A 16640-nucleotide genomic window follows, 5' to 3' on the forward strand; every position below is an offset into this window, starting at 1 on the left:
CGGGGCAGCAAGACAGACGGGTTCAGACGGGGTGTTTCGCCAGGTGCGCCAACAGGAGTTCGGTCGCCCGGGCCGGCGCCTGGTCCATCACGAAGTGGCCGACGCCCGGCAGTACTTCCATCGCGAAGGACGGCTTCACGAAGTCCGCCGTTCCGTAGGCCGCGTCGGGTCCGACCGTCGCATCGGCGTCGCCCCAGATATAGAGCGTCGGCACGGCGATGGTCCCGATATCGGCGGCCAGCCCCTTGTTGGAGCGATACCAGGCGAGCGCTGCTTCGAGCGCTTCGGGATTGCCCAGCACCGACAGATGGTCCTCCAGCGCCTGCGACGGCACACCCTGCCCGAACAGCCCGTCGCGCAGGCGCTTGGCATTGTCGGCCAGCAGCAGCTTGCCGGTTTCCGGTTCGAGGAACGCGCGATGGTGGCGCGAGCGATGCTTCTGGTCGCCGTCTTCCTTCAGCAGCGCGGCACGGAAGGATTGCGGGTGCGGCCGCGACAGGATCGTGAGCGAAGCGAGCCGTTCGGGATGGGCTCCGGCGACGCCCCACGAGACCTGCCCGCCCCAGTCGTGGCCGACCTGGTGGAAGCGCTTGCCCTCGTAGCCGGCCACCGCCGCGATCTCGATCACGTCGCCGATCAGCCGGTCGAAGGCGTAGTTCGAAAGATCCGTTGGGTCCGGCCGCGCGCCCGGCGAGTAACCGCGCTGGTCGGGAGCGACGGCGCGATAGCCCGCCGCCGCCAGCGCCGGCAGGGCAGCACGCCAGCTGTGCCTCGATTCGGGAAACCCGTGCAGCAGCAGCACGAGCGGCCCCCCGACCGGACCCTCGACATCAGCGGTGAATGTCAGGCCCGATCGGGTCTTGATCTCGGTGGTTTCGGTCATCGACCGATCAGACACCGTTGGCTTTGAACCACGCAAGCGCCTTCTTCCACGCATCCTCCGCCTGCTCCTTGCGATAGGACGGGCGATAGTCCGCGTTGAAGGCATGCGGCGTGTCGGGATAGGTGTCGATCTGCGACTTCTGGGCGGCCGGGCTGCCGGCCTTCAGCGCTGCGCGCATCCGGTCCACGGTGTCGTTCGGGATGCCGGTGTCGGCGCCGCCGTACAAGCCGAGCACCGGCGCCTTGAGGTCCTTGGCGATATCGACCGGATGCTTCGGCGTGAGCGGGGTCGAATCGCCGACCACGCGGCCGTACCAGGCCACGCCTGCCTTGAGGGCCGAGCTATGGGCGGCATAGAGCCAGACGATGCGGCCGCCCCAGCAGAAGCCGGTGATGCCGAGCTTGGCGGTGTCCGCCTTCCCCTCGCCCTTGGCGAACGCGACCGTCGCGTCGATGTCGCCCATGACCTGCTCGTCCGGCACCTTGGCCACGATCTCGCGCAGCAGCGCCTGCACGTCGGTCAGGGTCTTGGGATCGCCCTGGCGGAAGTAGAGCTCGGGCGCGATGGCATAGTAGCCCACCTTGGCAAAGCGGCGGCAGAGGTCGGCGATGTGCGCATGCACGCCGAAGATCTCCTGCACGACAACGATGGTGGCAAAGCCCTGGCCCGTCGCCGGCATGGCGCGATAGGCGTCCATCTCCTTGCCGTCGCCGGTCTTCACCTTGACCGTGCCCGCGGTGAGGCCGTCGGCGGGAGTCGTGATCATGGTCTGCGCCTGGACCGGCTGGACCGACAGGGCAAAAGTGGTGCCCAGCGCGGCGCCAGTCGCCGTCGCCTTGAGCGCACCGCGCCGCGACAGACCGCCTTCGGTCAGGGAAATCATGCGATCACCGTCCATGTGTTGCCTCCTGCTTCTGAAAAACGTCGCAGAGCCTATTCTGCAGGCCGACCGGCCCACAATCACAATTAGGCGATATGCTCCAGGTTGAGATACTCCGGGCTCTGCATTTCCATCAGCCGCGAGACGGTGCGCTGGAACTCGAACGAGCCGTCGCCCTCGGGATAGAGATTGCCCGGGTTCGCGGCCGCCGAGCAGATGAACTTCACCTTCTTCTCATAGAAGGTATCGATCATCGTCACGAAGCGGACCGCCTTGTCTCGACTGTCGGGCCCCATCTTCGGAATCTCGGCCACGATGACCGTATGAAAATTGTCGGCGATACAGAGGAAGTCAGCGGCGCCCATCGGCTTGGCGCACCAGTCTATGAAATGCGCCATGGCGACGCCCGGCGCGGCGCGCGGCACGTCGACGTCGCGCCCCTGCGTGCGAAGCACGCGCGGCTCGCCGCTGGAGCCGTTGCTGAGCGCGCGAAACGCCTCGTCGAGCTTCTTCGTGGCCCAAGCGCCAAGCGGCGTGAGATAGAGATCCAGTTCGCGCAGCCGGCCCATCCGGTAGTCCTGCGAACCGCCGAGTTCCAGCACCTCGAGCCGCTGCTTCACCAGTTCGATGAAGGGCAGGAAGCGGTCGCGCTGCAGGCCGTTCCGGTAGAGATCGTCGGGCGCGCGGTTGGAGGTGGCGATCACGGTGATGCCCTCCTCGAACAGCGTCTCGAACAACCGACCGAGAATCATCGCATCGGCGATGTTGGTGACCTGGAACTCGTCGAAGCAGAGCAGCCGCGTCTCGGCCGCGATCTCCTTCGCGATAGGCACGATCGTGTCGGATTCCGGCGGCGCGCCCTTCGCCGCCAGCTCCTCGCGGCGGCGGTGCAGGCGCGCCTGAACCTCGAGCATGAATTCGTGGAAGTGCACGCGGCGCTTCTTCGCGACCGGAGCGTCGGCAAAGAACAGGTCCATGAGCATGGACTTGCCGCGGCCCACCGAGCCCCAGATGTAGAGGCCATGCGGGCCCTCCGGCGGCTTCGGCACGTGACCGAGCCCGAGCCGCGCGAGAAAGCCCTTCTTCTCCGGCGGCGCGGCCGCCATCGCGGAAAGCTGATCGTGGATCGCCTGCAGCCGGGCGACGACCTTTTCCTGCACGGGATCGGCGTGGATTTCGCCGGCGGCACGGCGCGCGGCAAGGTTGGCCATCGGGCCCTTGCCGGTCGAGGGGGTACTGCTCTCCATTGCGGCGGCATACCTAGCTCACCGGCGCCCGGCTGCCTATAAGGTGCGGCGATGAAGATTGCGTTCCTCGGCACTTCCGCCTTCGCCGTACCCGCGCTCCGCGCCCTGGTCGAAGCCGGTCACGACGTCGCCTGCGTCTATACGCGAGCCCCGAAACCGGCGGGTCGCGGCCAGCAGGAGCGCAAGACGCCGGTGCACGAACTCGCCGAGGAGCTCGGCCTGCCGGTTCGCACGCCCCGCACCCTGAAGACGGACGAGGCGGCGGAGGCCTTCAAGGCGCTCGATCTCGATGCCGCCGTGGTCGTGTCCTACGGTCACATCCTGCCCAGGAGCTTCCTCGAGGCGCCGGTCCTGGGCTGCCTCAACATCCACGGCTCGCTGCTGCCGCGCTGGCGCGGCGCGGCGCCAATCCATCGCGCGATCCTGGCCGGCGATGCCGAAACCGGCGTCACCACGATGCGCATGGACGAAGGCCTCGATACCGGCCCGATGCTGCTGGCCGAAAGCACGCCGATTTCGGCGGCCGATACCGCGCAGACGGTGCACGACCGGCTGGCCGACCTCGGCGCACAGCTCATCGTCTCGACGCTCGATGGATTGATGCGACGGAGCATCGAGCCGGTCGACCAGCCGACGGAGGGCGTCACCTACGCCCACAAGCTCGGCAAGGAGGAAGGCGTGCTCGACTGGCGCCGGCCCGCCGCCGAACTGGAGCGCAAGGTGCGTGGCTTCCATCCCTGGCCTGGCACATCGTTCGATGCGCCGAAAGACGGCGGCGTGGAGCGCATCAAGCTGCTGGAAGCGGCGCTCACCCTGGCAGGCGGCCCGCCCGGAAGCGTGACGATCGCCCGCGACGGCTTTCCGGTCGTGGCCTGCGGCGTCGGCGGCCTGAAGCTGCTCAGGCTGCAGCGACCGGGCAAGTCGGCGCAATCGGCGGATGCCTTCCTGCGCGGCTTCGCGCTGGCCAGCGGGACGGTGCTTCCCTCTCCTGCCGCCCTGTCGCTGCCGACCTGACGCCGTGCCGCGCTACAAGCTCACGATCGAGTATGACGGCGAGCCCTTCGTGGGATGGCAGCGCCAGCCCAACGGTCCGTCCGTCCAAGCCGCGCTCGAAGAAGCGGTCTTCGCGTTCACCGGTGAACGCCCGCCAGTGCAGGCCGCCGGCCGCACCGATACCGGCGTTCACGCGCGCGGCCAGGTCGTGCATCTCGACCTCTCCAGCGAGCGGCCGGTCGAAACCATCCGCTCCGCCATCAATTTTCACCTCAAGCCGCTGCCGGTTTCCGTTCTCGTGGCAGAGCCGGCGCCGCCGGGTTTCCACGCGCGCTTCTCGGCGACGTGGCGGCGCTACCGTTACCGCATCATCAACCGTCGTGCCCCACCCGCCCTCGACCGCGGCCAGCTCTGGCACGTGCCGGGATCGCTCGACGTCGACCTGATGGCGGACGCCGCGAGCGTGCTGGTGGGACGCCACGACTTCAACAGCTTCCGCTCGACCTCGTGCCAGTCGCCCTCGGCGCTGAAGACGCTCGACCTGCTGCAGGTGACGCGTCACGGCGAGGAGATTCACGTCGACGTCGGCTCGCGCTCCTTCCTGCACAACCAGGTGCGCATCATCGTGGGTACATTGCATCTCGTCGGGCGCCAACAGTGGACGCGCGGCGACGTCGAGGCCGCGCTGGCCGCGCGCGACCGCGCCCGCGCCGGACCGACGGCGCCGCCGCACGGCCTCTGCCTGATGGAAGTGCGCTACGAGCTAGGCGCCGACGGCAAGGCTGACGCCGAGGAAGCGATCGACGATCAGTGAGAGGAAGAGCGACGGCACCCAGTTGACGATCAGCAGGAGAAAGGCGATCGGCCAGCTCGCGCCCAATGCCGTCCGCGTCGTCACCAGGAACCAGTAGAAGAAAAGCCCCTGCAGGCCGAACCGGATCAGTTCTCCCAGCACCGCGGGCAACAGGGTGGCGAGGACCACTCCGAACACCGCCACGATCATCGCCGGCAGGTTGACCCAGTTGAGCGCAGAGACGTAGCGGGGAAACAAAGCAAGCCAATTCCGCCGCCGGGCGATCTCGTAGAAGAGGACGGGGAACAGCAGCCAGTCGACGACGTAGCGCAGCGCCTCGACCAGGACGATTTCGAACTCGTCGGCGGTCGCCGAGACACTGGTGTAGCGGATCAGCATCAAGGTGATGTGCAGCGGCGCCACCAGGATCATCACCTGGAACGAGCGCACGCAGGCTTCCAGCGTATTGTCGAAGCAGCCGGGCGCCGCGGGGTCGCGCTTCAGGAGCCCGATCGCACCCTGCATGCCCCGGGCGATTTCAACGGCGTTGAGCACGCTCGGGCCTCAGGCCGCGAAGTAACGGTCGAGCACCGTTTCGTAGACGCGTGCCAGTTTCTTGAGGTCCTCGACGGCGCTCTTCTCGTCGACCTTGTGCATGCTTTCCCCGACGAGCCCGAATTCCAGCACCGGGCAGTAGCTGCGGATGAAGCGTGCATCCGAGGTTCCACCGGTCGTCGACAGCTCGACCTCCACGCCCGCGACGTCGCGGATCGCCCCCGCGACCAGATCGCTGAGCGGGCCCGGCGGCGTGTAGAAGGATTCGCCGGAAACCTGGACGTTGTAATCGACGGTGCCGTTGCCGCCGAGCGCTTCGTTCACCCGCTCGATGCGTTCCTGCAGGTGCGCGAGCAGGGTCTTCGACGTCCAGAGATCGTTGAAGCGGGTATTGAAGCGCGCCTTGGCGACACCGGGCGCGATGTTGGTCGCGGGATTGCCGACGTCGACGGTGGTGAACTGCAGCGAGGTCGGCTGGAAGTGCGTGCTGCCCTTGTCGATCGGCTCGCGCACCAGCGCCTCGATCATCGCCGCGAGGCGATGCACGGCATTGTCGAGTCGCTCGGGATAGGCCACGTGCCCCTGGACGCCGCGAACGACCATGTCGACGTTCATGCTGCCGCGACGGCCGATCTTCATCATGTCGCCGAAACGCTTCGAGCTGGTCGGCTCGCCGACGACGCAGGCGTCGATCGTCTCGCCGCGCGCGGCGAGACGCTGCAGCATCTTCACCGTGCCGTTGATCGCGGGACCTTCCTCGTCGCCGGTGATCAGCAGGCTGATCGAGCCGCCGAAGTTGCGGCCTCGCTTCGCGAGGAAACGCGCGGCCGCATCGGTGAAGGCCGCGATCGCGCCCTTCATGTCGGCGGCGCCGCGACCGAACAGATAGCCGCCCGACAGTTCGGCGGCGAACGGGCCGATCGTCCACGAGGACAGGTCGCCCACCGGCACGACGTCGGAATGGCCGGCAAAGCAGAAGTGCTTCCCGCCGGTGCCGATGCGGGCATAGAGGTTGGCCACGTCGTCGGTGCCGGCCTCGGTGAAATCCATGCGCTCGCACGTGAAACCGAGCGGTTCCAGGGTGCCCTGGAGCAACTGCAGGGCGCCGGCTTCGCGCGGCGTGACGCTCTCGCAGCGGACGAGCGTGCGCGTCAGTTCGATGACATCGGTGACGTTGGAGCTGAGCGTGTCGGGCATGCGCCGGACACTACAGCCCCGCCCCTGTCCTGAGAAGTGCGGTCCTGGGAAGGACGCCGCAGGAAGGGCGGCAAAGAAAAGGGCGCCGGCTCAGGCCCGCCGGCGCCCAGTCTTTTGAGAGGAAGATAGTCTTGCTTGTTTAGTCTGAACCCGTCTGGAGGTGGCTAGGCCACCATCCGGTCGGCCTCCTGCAGGTTGACCGACACGAGTTGGGAAACGCCGCGTTCGGCCATGGTGACGCCGTAGAGGCGATCCATGCGCGCCATCGTGACGCGATGATGGGTAATGATCAGGAAGCGCGTGTCGGTGCGGCCGGCGATGTCGTTCACCAGACCGCAGAAGCGTTCCACGTTCAGGTCGTCCAGCGGCGCGTCGACCTCGTCCAGCACGCAGATCGGCGCGGGGTTGGTCATGAACACCGCGAACAGCAGCGACAGGGCGGTCAGGGCCTGCTCGCCGCCCGAGAGCAGCGACATGACCTGCAGCTTCTTGCCCGGCGGGCTGGCGTGGATCTCGAGGCCGGCCTCCAGCGGATCCTCCGACTCGGTGAGCCGCAGTTCGGCCTTGCCGCCACCGAACAGCTTGGTGAAGAGCTGCTGGAAGTGGCCGCTCACCTGCTCGAAGGCGGCAAGGAAACGCTCGCGGCCCTCGCGGTTGAGGCTCTGGATGCCCTGGCGCAGGCGGCCGATGGCGGCGACCAGGTCGTCGCGCTCGGTCGTCATGCCGGTGATCTGCTGCTCGAGTTCGTTGGCCTCTTCCTCGGCCCGCAGGTTCACGGCGCCCATCGTCTCGCGCTCGTGCACCAGCCGCTCGAGCTTGTGCTCGGCCTTGTCGAGTTCCGGCAGTTCCTCGATCGACTGCACCTCGGCCAGCGCCAGCACCGCGTCGGGCTCGCAGCGCAGCCGCTCGACGATGCGCTCGACGACGGCTTCGCGATCCTTTGTCGCCTGCTCGACCTGCCCCTCGCGGCGGACGCGGCTCTCGCGCGCGTTGCCCATCTCGGTCTCGGCCTGCCGCAGCGCTCGGTCGGCCTCGGCAAGGCGCGTCTCGCCGATCGCCAGCCGGTCGGCGGCTTCCTGGCGGTTGGTCTCGGCCTTCTCGATCTCCTCGCCGAGCACGAACCGCTTCTCCTCGATCTCGGCTGGCTTGGCGGCGAGCTCGGCGATCGTCTCCGCCGTCTGCTCGCGGCGCGCATCGAGTTCGACGATCTGGCCATCGGCCTCGGCGAGGCGCTTGCTCCAGCCTTCATGGTCCTGCGCGATCTGCGCCAGACGCTCGACCCGCATCTTCGATTCGCGCGCGAGACGGTCGCATTGGCCCTCGGCCTCGACCAGCGCGGCGCGCAACTCGGCGATGCGCACGCGCAGCGCCCCGGCGGCGGCGCGATCGGCCTGGGTGTCGGAGATCGACGACAGGCGCGCCTCGCGGAAGGTGCGGCGCATCTCGACTTCGGCGATGTCGCCCATGACTTCGGCGACAACGGTCTCGATGCCGGCCAGGCGCGTGCGCAGCTGGTCGGTGCGGCGGGCGACCTCGACGTGACGGTCGCGTGCCTGGGTGGCCAGACGCTCGGCGGTACCGATGGCGGCCTGGGCGGCGCGCTCGGCCGCGCGGGTCGCTTCGCCCGCATCCTGGGTCTTGCGGCGCGCGGCCTCGGCGACGCTGCGCTCGTAGGCGCGGGCCTGGTCGACGCAGGTCTTCTCGGCATCGCGTGCCGCCGCGAGCCAGATCTTCTCGGCATCGACGCGGGCCTGCTCGATCGTCTGCTCGGCGACGATGCCGTCGATCTGGTAGCGGATCTCGGCCAGGCGGTTGCGCTGGCTCAGGCGCACGGCGGCGGTCGACGGCGCACCGGCGCGCATCGTGTAGCCGTCCCAACGCCAGACGGCGCCTTCACGGGTGACGAGCTGCTGCCCGGGCTTCAGGCTCGACTGCAGGGCTACACCGGTCTCATCGTTGGCCACGATGCCGATGAAAGCCAGCCGACGGGCCAGTTCCGGCAGCGCGCCGACATGCGCGCCGAGCGGCGTCGCGCCCTCGGGCAGCGCGGGCGTGTCGGCAAGCGCATCGAGCGGCAGCCAGTGCACCGGCGCGCCGCGATCGGACGAGGCCTCGAGTTCGTCGCCGAACGCCGCGCCCAGCGCCTTCTCGTAGCCCGGCTCGACGGACAGGGCGTCGAGCAGCGGCGGCCACAGCGAATCGGCGGCGGACTTCAGCGCCGCGGCGACGCCCGCCTCCTCGGCGCGCAGCTTGGTCAGGCGCGCATTGGTCTTCTGCAGCCTCTCGACCGCAGCGGCGTGGCTCGCTTCGGCCGCCTCGCGTTCGGCGGCGCGGGCGCGCTCCATGTCAAGGCGCTCGGTTTCGGCCTTGGCAACGGCCTGGCGGGCCGCCTCCGATTCGTAGCGCTCGGCTTCGCGCGCGGCTTCGATGGCTTCCTGACTGTTGAGGCGCGTCTCTTCCAGAGCGACGCGGGCGGCTTCGAGTTCGGCCTCGACGTCCGGCAGCGCCGGCAGGTTCGACAGTTCGGTCTCGAGCTGCCGTTGCTGCGTCATGACCTCGTCGCGCCGCGCCGACAGTCGGCGCAGCCGGTCCTGCAGTTCGGCGATCTCGCGCGACACGCTTTGGCGCAGCGCCTCGTCGTCGGCGATCTGGCGGGTGAGCTGATCGTGCTCGGCCTCGGCGGCATTCGTCTCGCTGCGCGCCTCGTCGCGCGCCTGCTCGGCGGCTTCGGCCCGCTCCTCCTCGCCCACACGCTCCTCTTCGAGCCGGCCGCGCTGGGTCTCGAGATCGGCGATGGCGGTCTCGGCGTCGTTCTTCCGGCCCTGCTCGCGAGTGAGATCCTGCACGGTCTGCTGCAGGCGGGTTTCCGCTTCGAGCTGGGCGGCGGCGACGCGCTCGGCCTCGGCGGTCAACGCATCGTGCGCCACGCGCAGGCGCTGCAGGGCGGCGGCCGCGGCGGCCTCGTCGTTGCGCAGCGGCGGCAGCGCCGTCGCGGCCTCGGCCTGCGCGGTGGTGGCGAGGCCGACCAGGCGCGTGAGGTCGGCGACCTGCGCTTCGGCCTCCTTCAGGCGCTCGGCGGACTGGGCCAGTTCGCTCTCGGCGTTGGCCAGCTTCAGCGCCAGCACCGCTGCCTCGGCGCGGCGGATGTGGTCGGACAGGTTGCGATAACGGCTGGCCTGGCGGGCCTGGCGCTTCAGTCCCTTGTGCTGCTCTTCGAGCGCGACCAGCACGTCCTGCACGCGGGCGAGGTTCTGCTCGGCCGCGCGCAGGCGCAGTTCGGCCTCGTGACGCCGGGCATAGAGGCCGGTGATGCCGGCCGCCTCGTCGATCACCGACCGACGATCGGCCGGCTTGGCGTTGATGAGGGTTCCGATGCGGCCCTGGCTGACCAGCGCCGTTGAGCGGGAGCCGGTCGCGGCGTCGGCGAACAGCGTCTGCACGTCGCGCGCGCGGATCTCGCGGCCGTTCACCGAGTAGGCCGAGCCGTGGCCGCGCTCGATGCGGCGCACGACATCGAGCTGGTCGGCGTCGTTCACCATGGCGGGCGCGGTGCGGGTCTTGTTGTCCAGCGACAGCATCACCTCGGCGATGTTGCGCGCCGGCCGCTGGCCGGAACCCGCGAAGATGACGTCCTCCATCTCGCTGCCGCGCATCTGCTTGGCCGAGGTCTCGCCCATCACCCACTTCAGGGCCTCGACCAGGTTCGACTTGCCGCAGCCATTGGGCCCCACGATCCCCGTCATGCCGGGCTCGATCGAGAGCTCGGTCGGATCGACGAAGGACTTGAAGCCGGAGAGCCGGAGCTTGTCGAACTGGACCATTACACCACGCCTGTCTGGTTACGTGCCTGAGTGCCTATTTGGCGAGCTTGGCGAACACGCCGTCGAGTTCGTCGACCGAGCGCGCGCCACGATAGAGCTGACCGTTTATGAACAGGGTCGGCGTCGAGTTGACGCCCATCGTCTCGCCGCCCTTGTAGTCGTTGATGACCGCGTTGCTCATCGCCTCGTTGGCGAGGCAGGCCTTGATTTCGTTCTCGCCGAGGCCGGCGATGCGCAACGGCTTGGCCAGTTCGGTCACCGGGTCGCTGGTCACCGCCCATTGCGGCTGGCTGCGGAAGATGAGGTCGATCACGCCGAAATACTTGTCGTTGCCGGCGCATTCCGCGATCTGCGCGGCCTTGGCGGCGACCTGGTCCAGCGGGAAGTCGCGATAGACGAGCTTCACCTTCCCGGTGTCGATCCACTTCTTCTTGATCTCGGGCAGCACCTGGGTGTGGAAATGCGCACAGTGCGAGCAGGTCAGCGAGGCGTATTCGATCACGGTGATCGGCGCCTTCGGATCGCCCAGCACATGGTCGCCGGGCTGCACGCTCTCCAGGGCCGCCTTGTTGGGGGCGGACGCCGCAGCCACAGGCGCGGGGCCGGCCGCAGGCGGACGGGTGCCGAAATAGACGCCAGCCGCAATCGCAGCCACCGCCACGACTCCGCCGGCGACGATCAAGATATTCCGCATTTGCCCTTACCCTCTCCACTACATCTTGGGAATTACGCCTGTGGGGAGTCAAACGTTTACCGGCCCACCTGGCGTAAAATCGCGACGATTGCATCGATGCCGCCGGGATTGCCGTACGGCTGCTCGTTGATGAACAGGGTGGGGGTCGAATTGACCCCCAGCGCCTGCCCGGACTGCACGTCGGCGATGACTTTGTCCAAAAGCCGGTCATTGGCGAGGCAAGCCTGCGCTTCGGCCTCCCCCACCCCCAGCCCGGCCAGCACCGTCATCAGTTCGGCTGCCGGGTCGGGCGCGGTCATCCACTGGACCTGGGTCCGGAAGATGGTGTCGACGGCGGCGAAGAATTTCTCCGGACCGGCGCACTCGGCCAGCAGGCTCGCCCGCGTGGCGATGGCGTCGGACGGAAAATGGCGGTGGACCAGCTTCAGCTTGCCGGTGTCGATCCAGTCGCGCTTCAGCGCCGGCATCACCGCGGCGTTGAAAGTCGCGCAGTGCGGGCAGGTGAAGGAGGCATAGTCGATCAGCACGTTGGGCGCGTCGGGCTTGCCCAGCACGTGATCGCCGGGCAGCGGTTCGAGGAACTGCCGCTGCGCCTGTGCCCGATCGCCGAGACCCAGGGTGGCAACGGCGCCCAGGGTGCCCAGCAGGAAACCGCGCCGGTCCGTCGCGATGCGGGCGCCCAGCCGCGCCAGCGCCGCGCGCAGGTCGGGATCCTTCACGCTGGCGGCCCGCTGGGCCATCGCCTGCTCCACGGCCGGATCGGGCCGCGGCACTTTCGGTGCCCGGGGCGGCGCGGAAATCACGCCCTGCACCAGGCGCACGTCGTCGATCACCCTGTGCCCGAAATAGGCATTCACCCGTTCCACGATCTGACCGCTCCTGTGCTGGACTTCGAGGGCTGCGGCGCCCGAGACCTTCAACCGCAGCGCCTTGCCGGCGCGCGCGCCGCGTCCCGCCAGGATCGCGTCGGGCCGCGTGGTGCGGGCGAGTTCCGGCCCAACGACCGCCGGCCAGTCGGCCTTCAGTCGCATGAGGGAAGCGCCACGGCCGGCCTTGCCGCCCTCGCGGGCGATGCCGGAGGTGAGCTTCTGGGCCAGACCGCCGATCGCACGGAAGCCGTTTTCGCGCATGGACCCTTTCAAACGCCGCTCCGTATGGTAGGCCACGCCCCCCGACCTGACCATGACTCACGCCGACCGCCTGCTCGCCTGGTATGATCGACATCGTCGCACCCTCCCCTGGCGCGCAGCCCCGGGGGAACGCACGGCGCCTTACCGTGTCTGGCTGTCGGAGATCATGCTGCAGCAGACCACCGTCGCCACGGTGGGCGAATACTTCCGCCGCTTCGTCGAGCGTTGGCCGACCGTCGAAGCGCTGGCCGCGGCGCCGCTCGACGACGTGCTCTCGGCCTGGGCGGGCCTGGGCTACTACGCGCGGGCGCGCAACCTCCATGCCTGTGCGCAGGCCGTATCCGACAGGCACGGCGGCCGCTTTCCCGAAGACGAAGCGAGCCTCCTCGCCCTGCCCGGCATCGGCCGTTACACGGCCGCGGCCATCCAGGCCATCGCCTTCGACCGGCCGGCCTCGGCCGTCGACGGCAACGTCGAGCGGGTGATCGCCCGGCTCTATGCCATCGAGACACCGCTGCCCGACGCCAAGCCCGACATCCAGGTCCGCGCCGCACGACTGGTGCCGCAGCAGCGCGCCGGCGACTACGCGCAGGCGATGATGGATCTCGGCGCCACGGTCTGCATCCCGCGCAATCCGCGCTGCGTCATCTGTCCGCTGATGCAGAACTGCAAGGGCCGCAAGCTCGGCATCGCGGAGGAGTTGCCGCGCCGCGCGCCCAAGGCGGAGAAGCCGACCCGCCGCGGCCTCGCCTTTGTGCTGCTGCGCAAGGACGGCGCCGTGCTGTTGCGCAAGCGGCCCGCGAAGGGGCTGCTGGGCGGCATGGACGAGGTGCCCTCGAGCCCGTGGCGCGAGGGCCCGTTCGTCGAATCGTCAGCGATGAGCGAAGCGCCCGTCCCGGCACGGTGGACGGTGATGACCGGACTGGTGCGTCACACCTTCACGCACTTCCATCTCGAACTCACTGTCGCCCGGGCAATCGCGACGACGGGACGCCTGGCCGGGCTGGCGCCCGGCACGAGCTGGTGCGAACTCAACAAGCTCGACGAACGCGCCCTGCCCACGGTCATGCGCAAGGTGATCGAGCACGCCGTGAAGGCTTGAGGTACCCGTCGAGGTTCTAGAGTCCGGAGCGGACCTGCTGGCGGAGATGATCGATCGGGCGACGGGAGCCGGCGACATCGATGTGCCAGAAGGTCCAGCCGTTGCAGGCCGGCGCGCCCTGCAGCGCCGCGCCGACCTGGTGGATCGAGCCGCGATGATCGCCCATCGCGTTCGAGGCCGAGAGCGTGCCGTCGGCGCGAACGCGCGCATGCAGGCGGCCGCTCTGATCGGAGAGGACCGTGCCGGGCTGCAGCAGACCCGCTTCGATCAGTACCCCGAACGGGATGCGCGGCTCGGCGCGCTTGCTGGGCTTGGGCGTCACGTCTTCCGCCGCCAGCGGTTCGATCTGGGCGATGCGCTTGCGCGCGATGGCGGCATAGTCGGGATCGCGTTCGAGGCCGATGAAGCGGCGGCCGAGGCGACGTGCCACGGCGCCCGTGGTACCCGTGCCGAAGAACGGATCGAGGATGACGTCGCCCGGATTGGACGCCGCCATGATGCAACGGAACAGGAGCGATTCCGGCTTCTGCGTCGGATGCGCCTTCTTGCCGTCCTCGCCCTTCAGGCGCTCGCCGCCGGTACAGAGCGGCAGCAGCCAGTCGGAACGCATCTGGGTGCCCTCGTTCAGCTCCTTCATCGAATCGTAGTTGAAGGTGTAGCGCTTGGCCGCCTTGTCGCGCGCCGCCCAGATCAGCGTCTCGTGCGCGTTGGTGAAGCGCTTGCCGCGGAAATTCGGCATCGGGTTCGACTTGCGCCACACGATGTCGTTCAGCAGCCAGAAGCCCTGGTCCTGTAGCGCCGTGCCGATGCGGAAGATGTTGTGGTAGCTGCCGATCACCCAGAGCGTGCCCTCGGGCTTCAGCGCGCGGCGCGCGGCGGCCAGCCAGGCGCGCGTGAACTTATCATAGAGCGCAAAACTTGCCCCGACGGACTCGGAGGGGTCTCCGAACTTGTCCCAGTCGTCGTCGACCGCATCGACCTTGCTATTGTCGGGACGCAGCAGGTCGCCGCCGAGCTGGAGATTATAGGGCGGGTCGGCAAAGACCATGTCGACAGAGGCCTCGGGCAGGGACTGCATCAGTTCGATGCAGTCGCCGACGAGCACGCGATCAATATTATCCACAGGCATCAGTGGAAGATGAATCCACAGCCCTGCACGGTCAAGAATCTAATTGAATCAAATGCTTAGACACTAGATCGAGTCGCAAAATTCACAGTCGACCACTATAACTGGAGGGAGGCATGCGAGGTGGCATGAGCGGGACACCCTCGATCGGAGACGATGACGGCCAGGGCGGGCTGAAGCGCCGCGCAGCGATCGGTGCGGCGATGGCCGGCGGTCTCGCGCTTTCGGGTCTTTCGACGCCGGCCAGAGCGACTGTCGGCGTGCGCACGCTGACGTCGCGCAGCCAACTGCGCGCGGCCTACGACCACGTGATCGTCGGCGCCGGATCGGCGGGCTGCGTGCTCGCGCACCGGCTGGGACGCGCCGGGCGGCGCGTGCTCGTGATCGAGGCCGGCCTGCGGGCCACCCTGCCGGCCGTCGCAACTCCGCCGGCCTGGCCCAGCCTCCAGGAGAGTGCATTGGACTGGCGGTACGTGACGACGCCGCAGCCTGGACTGGGCGGCCGCGCGATCACCTGTCCGCGCGGCAAGGCGGTGGGCGGGTCGAGCATCATCAATGCGCTGGCCTACCAGCGCGGCCACGCGGCGGCCTACGACCGCTGGCCGGCCGGCTGGCGCCATGCCGATCTGCTGCCCTACTTCAGGCGTGCCGAAACCTTCTCGGGCGGCGCCAGTGACTGGCGTGGCGGCAATGGCCCGCTGCACATCCTGTCGCTGGCCGACGTCACGGACCGCACGCCGGTTGCCGAGGCCTTCATGGCGGCGGCGCAGCAAGCGGGCTTCCCGGTCACGCCCGACATCGGCGGGGAACACACGACCGGCGTCGGCTGGAACCAGCTCAGCATCAAGGGGCACACGCGGGACGATGCCGCGACGGCCTACCTGGACAGTCTCGCGAACGGTCCTGGAGAGGCAGCGGTCGATCTACTGGCCGGCGTGCAGGTGCTCGGCTTCGAGGTCGAGCGCGGCCGATGCCTCGGCGTGCGTCTGCCCGGCGGCATCGTGCGGCCCGAGGGCGACGTGCTGCTCTGCGCCGGGGCGATCGACTCGCCGCGCCTGCTGATGCTGTCGGGCATCGGCCCGGCCGAAGAGTTGCACGCGATGGGCATTGCGAGCGCCGTCGACCTGCCCGATGTCGGCCGCCGTCTGGAAGATCATCCGCTGCTGGCCGGCGTGGCGTACGAGGCGCGTCGCCCGGTTCCGGCTTCGCACTACAATCACTGCGACTCGCTGCTCTACGTGCCGCACGCCACGCCCGGCGAGAGTCCCGACATTCTCGTGATGTGCCTGTCGGTGCCGTTCGTGCGGCCCACCGTCGGTCCCTTGCCCGCGCCGGCCTATGTCCTCGTGCCCTGCCACCTGCAGCCCCGCAGCCGCGGCAGCGTCAGGCTCGTCTCCAGCGATCCAAGAGCCGCCGCAATCATCGATCCGAACTATCTGGGCGAGCCCGAGGATCTCGCGGTGCTGGCGAAGGGCGTCGAGATCGCGCGTGAGATCGGCGCCGCGAAAGCCTTCGACGACTGGCGCGCAAAGGAGGTCTATCCCGGACCGGCGTGGACGAGCGAAGCCGGCCGCACCGACTTCATCCGCCGGGCAACCGACTCTTTCCACCATCCCGTCGGCACCTGCCGCATCGGGGCCGTCGTCGACGAGCGCTTGCGCGTGAAGGGGATCGCCGGACTGCGCGTCATCGACGCCTCGGTCCTGCCCGGCCTGCCGGCGGCGATGTGCAATGCCGCGGTGACAGCGGTCGCCGAGAAGGCGAGCGACCTGATCCTGGCAGGTTAGGCGCGGTTGCGCCGGAACAGCAGCGCGACGATCACCCCGCCCAGCACCGAGGCCAGCACCATCAGCGCGAAGACGCCAACGGCCGCCCAGATCATGTAGGTGTGCGCCTTGGCGCCGGCTTCATCGACCCTCTTGTCGATGAGCGTCCGCACTTCGCTCACCTGCGCCTTCATCTCGTCGCGCAGCGCCTTCAGCTCCGGCCCCAGCGCGCGGGCCCGCTCCGCAGCGGCCTCCTTGCCCTTCTCGATCGTCTCTCGCGCTGTGGGCGGCGTCTGCTGTTGAGCGACCACTAAAGCGCTCTCTGCCGCCATGAGGCCGAAAACCAAAATCAGGATCGAAAGATGTCTGGACATGGCATGGCCCCATCGAAGCAGTCCTGCATGAATGCAGGCCGGCGCAACTCTCGTCCGGCGACGCCGCGCAAGCAACGGG

General features: G+C 68.7%; 14 protein-coding genes. 4 read left to right on the forward strand and 10 right to left on the reverse strand.

Features of this window, described 5'->3' with window-relative positions; genetic code table 11:
• Positions 1–22 precede the first annotated feature (22 nt).
• The 3 genes from LJ725_RS10750 to zapE form a co-directional block, all read right to left on the reverse strand.
• Positions 23–883, reverse strand: a complete 861-nt coding sequence (locus tag LJ725_RS10750) for an alpha/beta fold hydrolase (protein ID WP_230550653.1) — start codon at positions 881–883, stop codon at positions 23–25.
• A gap of 7 nt (positions 884–890) precedes the next feature.
• A complete protein-coding gene (locus LJ725_RS10755) occupies positions 891–1781 on the reverse strand; it encodes a dienelactone hydrolase family protein (protein WP_230550654.1) in 891 nt (296 codons plus the stop codon).
• A gap of 68 nt (positions 1782–1849) precedes the next feature.
• A complete protein-coding gene (gene zapE / locus LJ725_RS10760; protein ID WP_230550655.1) occupies positions 1850–3010 on the reverse strand; it encodes a cell division protein ZapE in 1161 nt (386 codons plus the stop codon).
• Positions 3011–3061: 51 nt separating this feature from the next.
• Between zapE and fmt the strand changes: the two genes are divergently transcribed.
• Positions 3062–4024 carry a methionyl-tRNA formyltransferase gene (fmt, locus tag LJ725_RS10765; RefSeq protein WP_230550656.1) on the forward strand — a complete coding sequence of 321 codons (963 nt, stop codon included), beginning with the start codon at positions 3062–3064 and terminating at the stop codon, positions 4022–4024.
• 4 nt (positions 4025–4028) lie between these two features.
• Positions 4029–4817, forward strand: a complete 789-nt coding sequence (truA, locus tag LJ725_RS10770; RefSeq protein WP_230550657.1) for a tRNA pseudouridine(38-40) synthase TruA — start codon at positions 4029–4031, stop codon at positions 4815–4817.
• On the opposite strand, the gene LJ725_RS10775 is transcribed toward truA, so the two are convergent.
• The 5 genes from LJ725_RS10775 to LJ725_RS10795 all read right to left on the reverse strand — a co-directional run bounded on the left by LJ725_RS10775 (position 4767) and on the right by LJ725_RS10795 (position 12193).
• Complete coding sequence (locus LJ725_RS10775; protein WP_230550658.1) at positions 4767–5351, reverse strand: hypothetical protein; 585 nt, start codon at positions 5349–5351, stop codon at positions 4767–4769. The genes truA and LJ725_RS10775 overlap by 51 nt on opposite strands.
• A gap of 9 nt (positions 5352–5360) precedes the next feature.
• A complete protein-coding gene (gene dapE, locus LJ725_RS10780; RefSeq protein WP_230550659.1) occupies positions 5361–6548 on the reverse strand; it encodes a succinyl-diaminopimelate desuccinylase in 1188 nt (395 codons plus the stop codon).
• Positions 6549–6712: 164 nt separating this feature from the next.
• Complete coding sequence (locus LJ725_RS10785; protein ID WP_230550660.1) at positions 6713–10369, reverse strand: AAA family ATPase; 3657 nt, start codon at positions 10367–10369, stop codon at positions 6713–6715.
• Between the two features lie 34 nt (positions 10370–10403).
• Complete coding sequence (locus LJ725_RS10790) at positions 10404–11063, reverse strand: DsbA family protein (RefSeq protein ID WP_230550661.1); 660 nt, start codon at positions 11061–11063, stop codon at positions 10404–10406.
• 56 nt (positions 11064–11119) lie between these two features.
• Positions 11120–12193: a DciA family protein gene (locus tag LJ725_RS10795; protein WP_230550662.1), complete on the reverse strand. Its 1074-nt coding sequence runs from the start codon at positions 12191–12193 to the stop codon at positions 11120–11122.
• A 52-nt stretch (positions 12194–12245) separates the two neighbouring features.
• Here LJ725_RS10795 and mutY point away from each other — a divergent pair, with 52 nt between their 5' ends.
• Positions 12246–13295 (forward strand): A/G-specific adenine glycosylase, encoded by a 1050-nt coding sequence (mutY, locus tag LJ725_RS10800; protein WP_230550663.1) that lies wholly within the window; start codon positions 12246–12248, stop codon positions 13293–13295.
• A gap of 16 nt (positions 13296–13311) precedes the next feature.
• On the opposite strand, the gene LJ725_RS10805 is transcribed toward mutY, so the two are convergent.
• On the reverse strand, positions 13312–14424 hold the full coding sequence (locus tag LJ725_RS10805; RefSeq protein WP_230550664.1) for a site-specific DNA-methyltransferase: 1113 nt from the start codon (positions 14422–14424) through the stop codon (positions 13312–13314).
• A 125-nt stretch (positions 14425–14549) separates the two neighbouring features.
• Between LJ725_RS10805 and LJ725_RS10810 the strand changes: the two genes are divergently transcribed.
• A complete protein-coding gene (locus tag LJ725_RS10810; protein WP_230550665.1) occupies positions 14550–16208 on the forward strand; it encodes a GMC family oxidoreductase in 1659 nt (552 codons plus the stop codon).
• Here the strand turns inward: LJ725_RS10810 and LJ725_RS10815 are convergent.
• Entirely contained in the window at positions 16205–16561 is a 357-nt protein-coding gene (locus LJ725_RS10815; RefSeq protein ID WP_230550666.1) for a hypothetical protein, read from the reverse strand. The two genes, LJ725_RS10810 and LJ725_RS10815, sit on opposite strands and share 4 nt — an antisense overlap.
• Between the last annotated feature and the right edge of the window lie 79 nt (positions 16562–16640).

The organism is Reyranella aquatilis (genome assembly GCF_020880995.1).
Taxonomy (GTDB): domain Bacteria; phylum Pseudomonadota; class Alphaproteobacteria; order Reyranellales; family Reyranellaceae; genus Reyranella; species Reyranella aquatilis.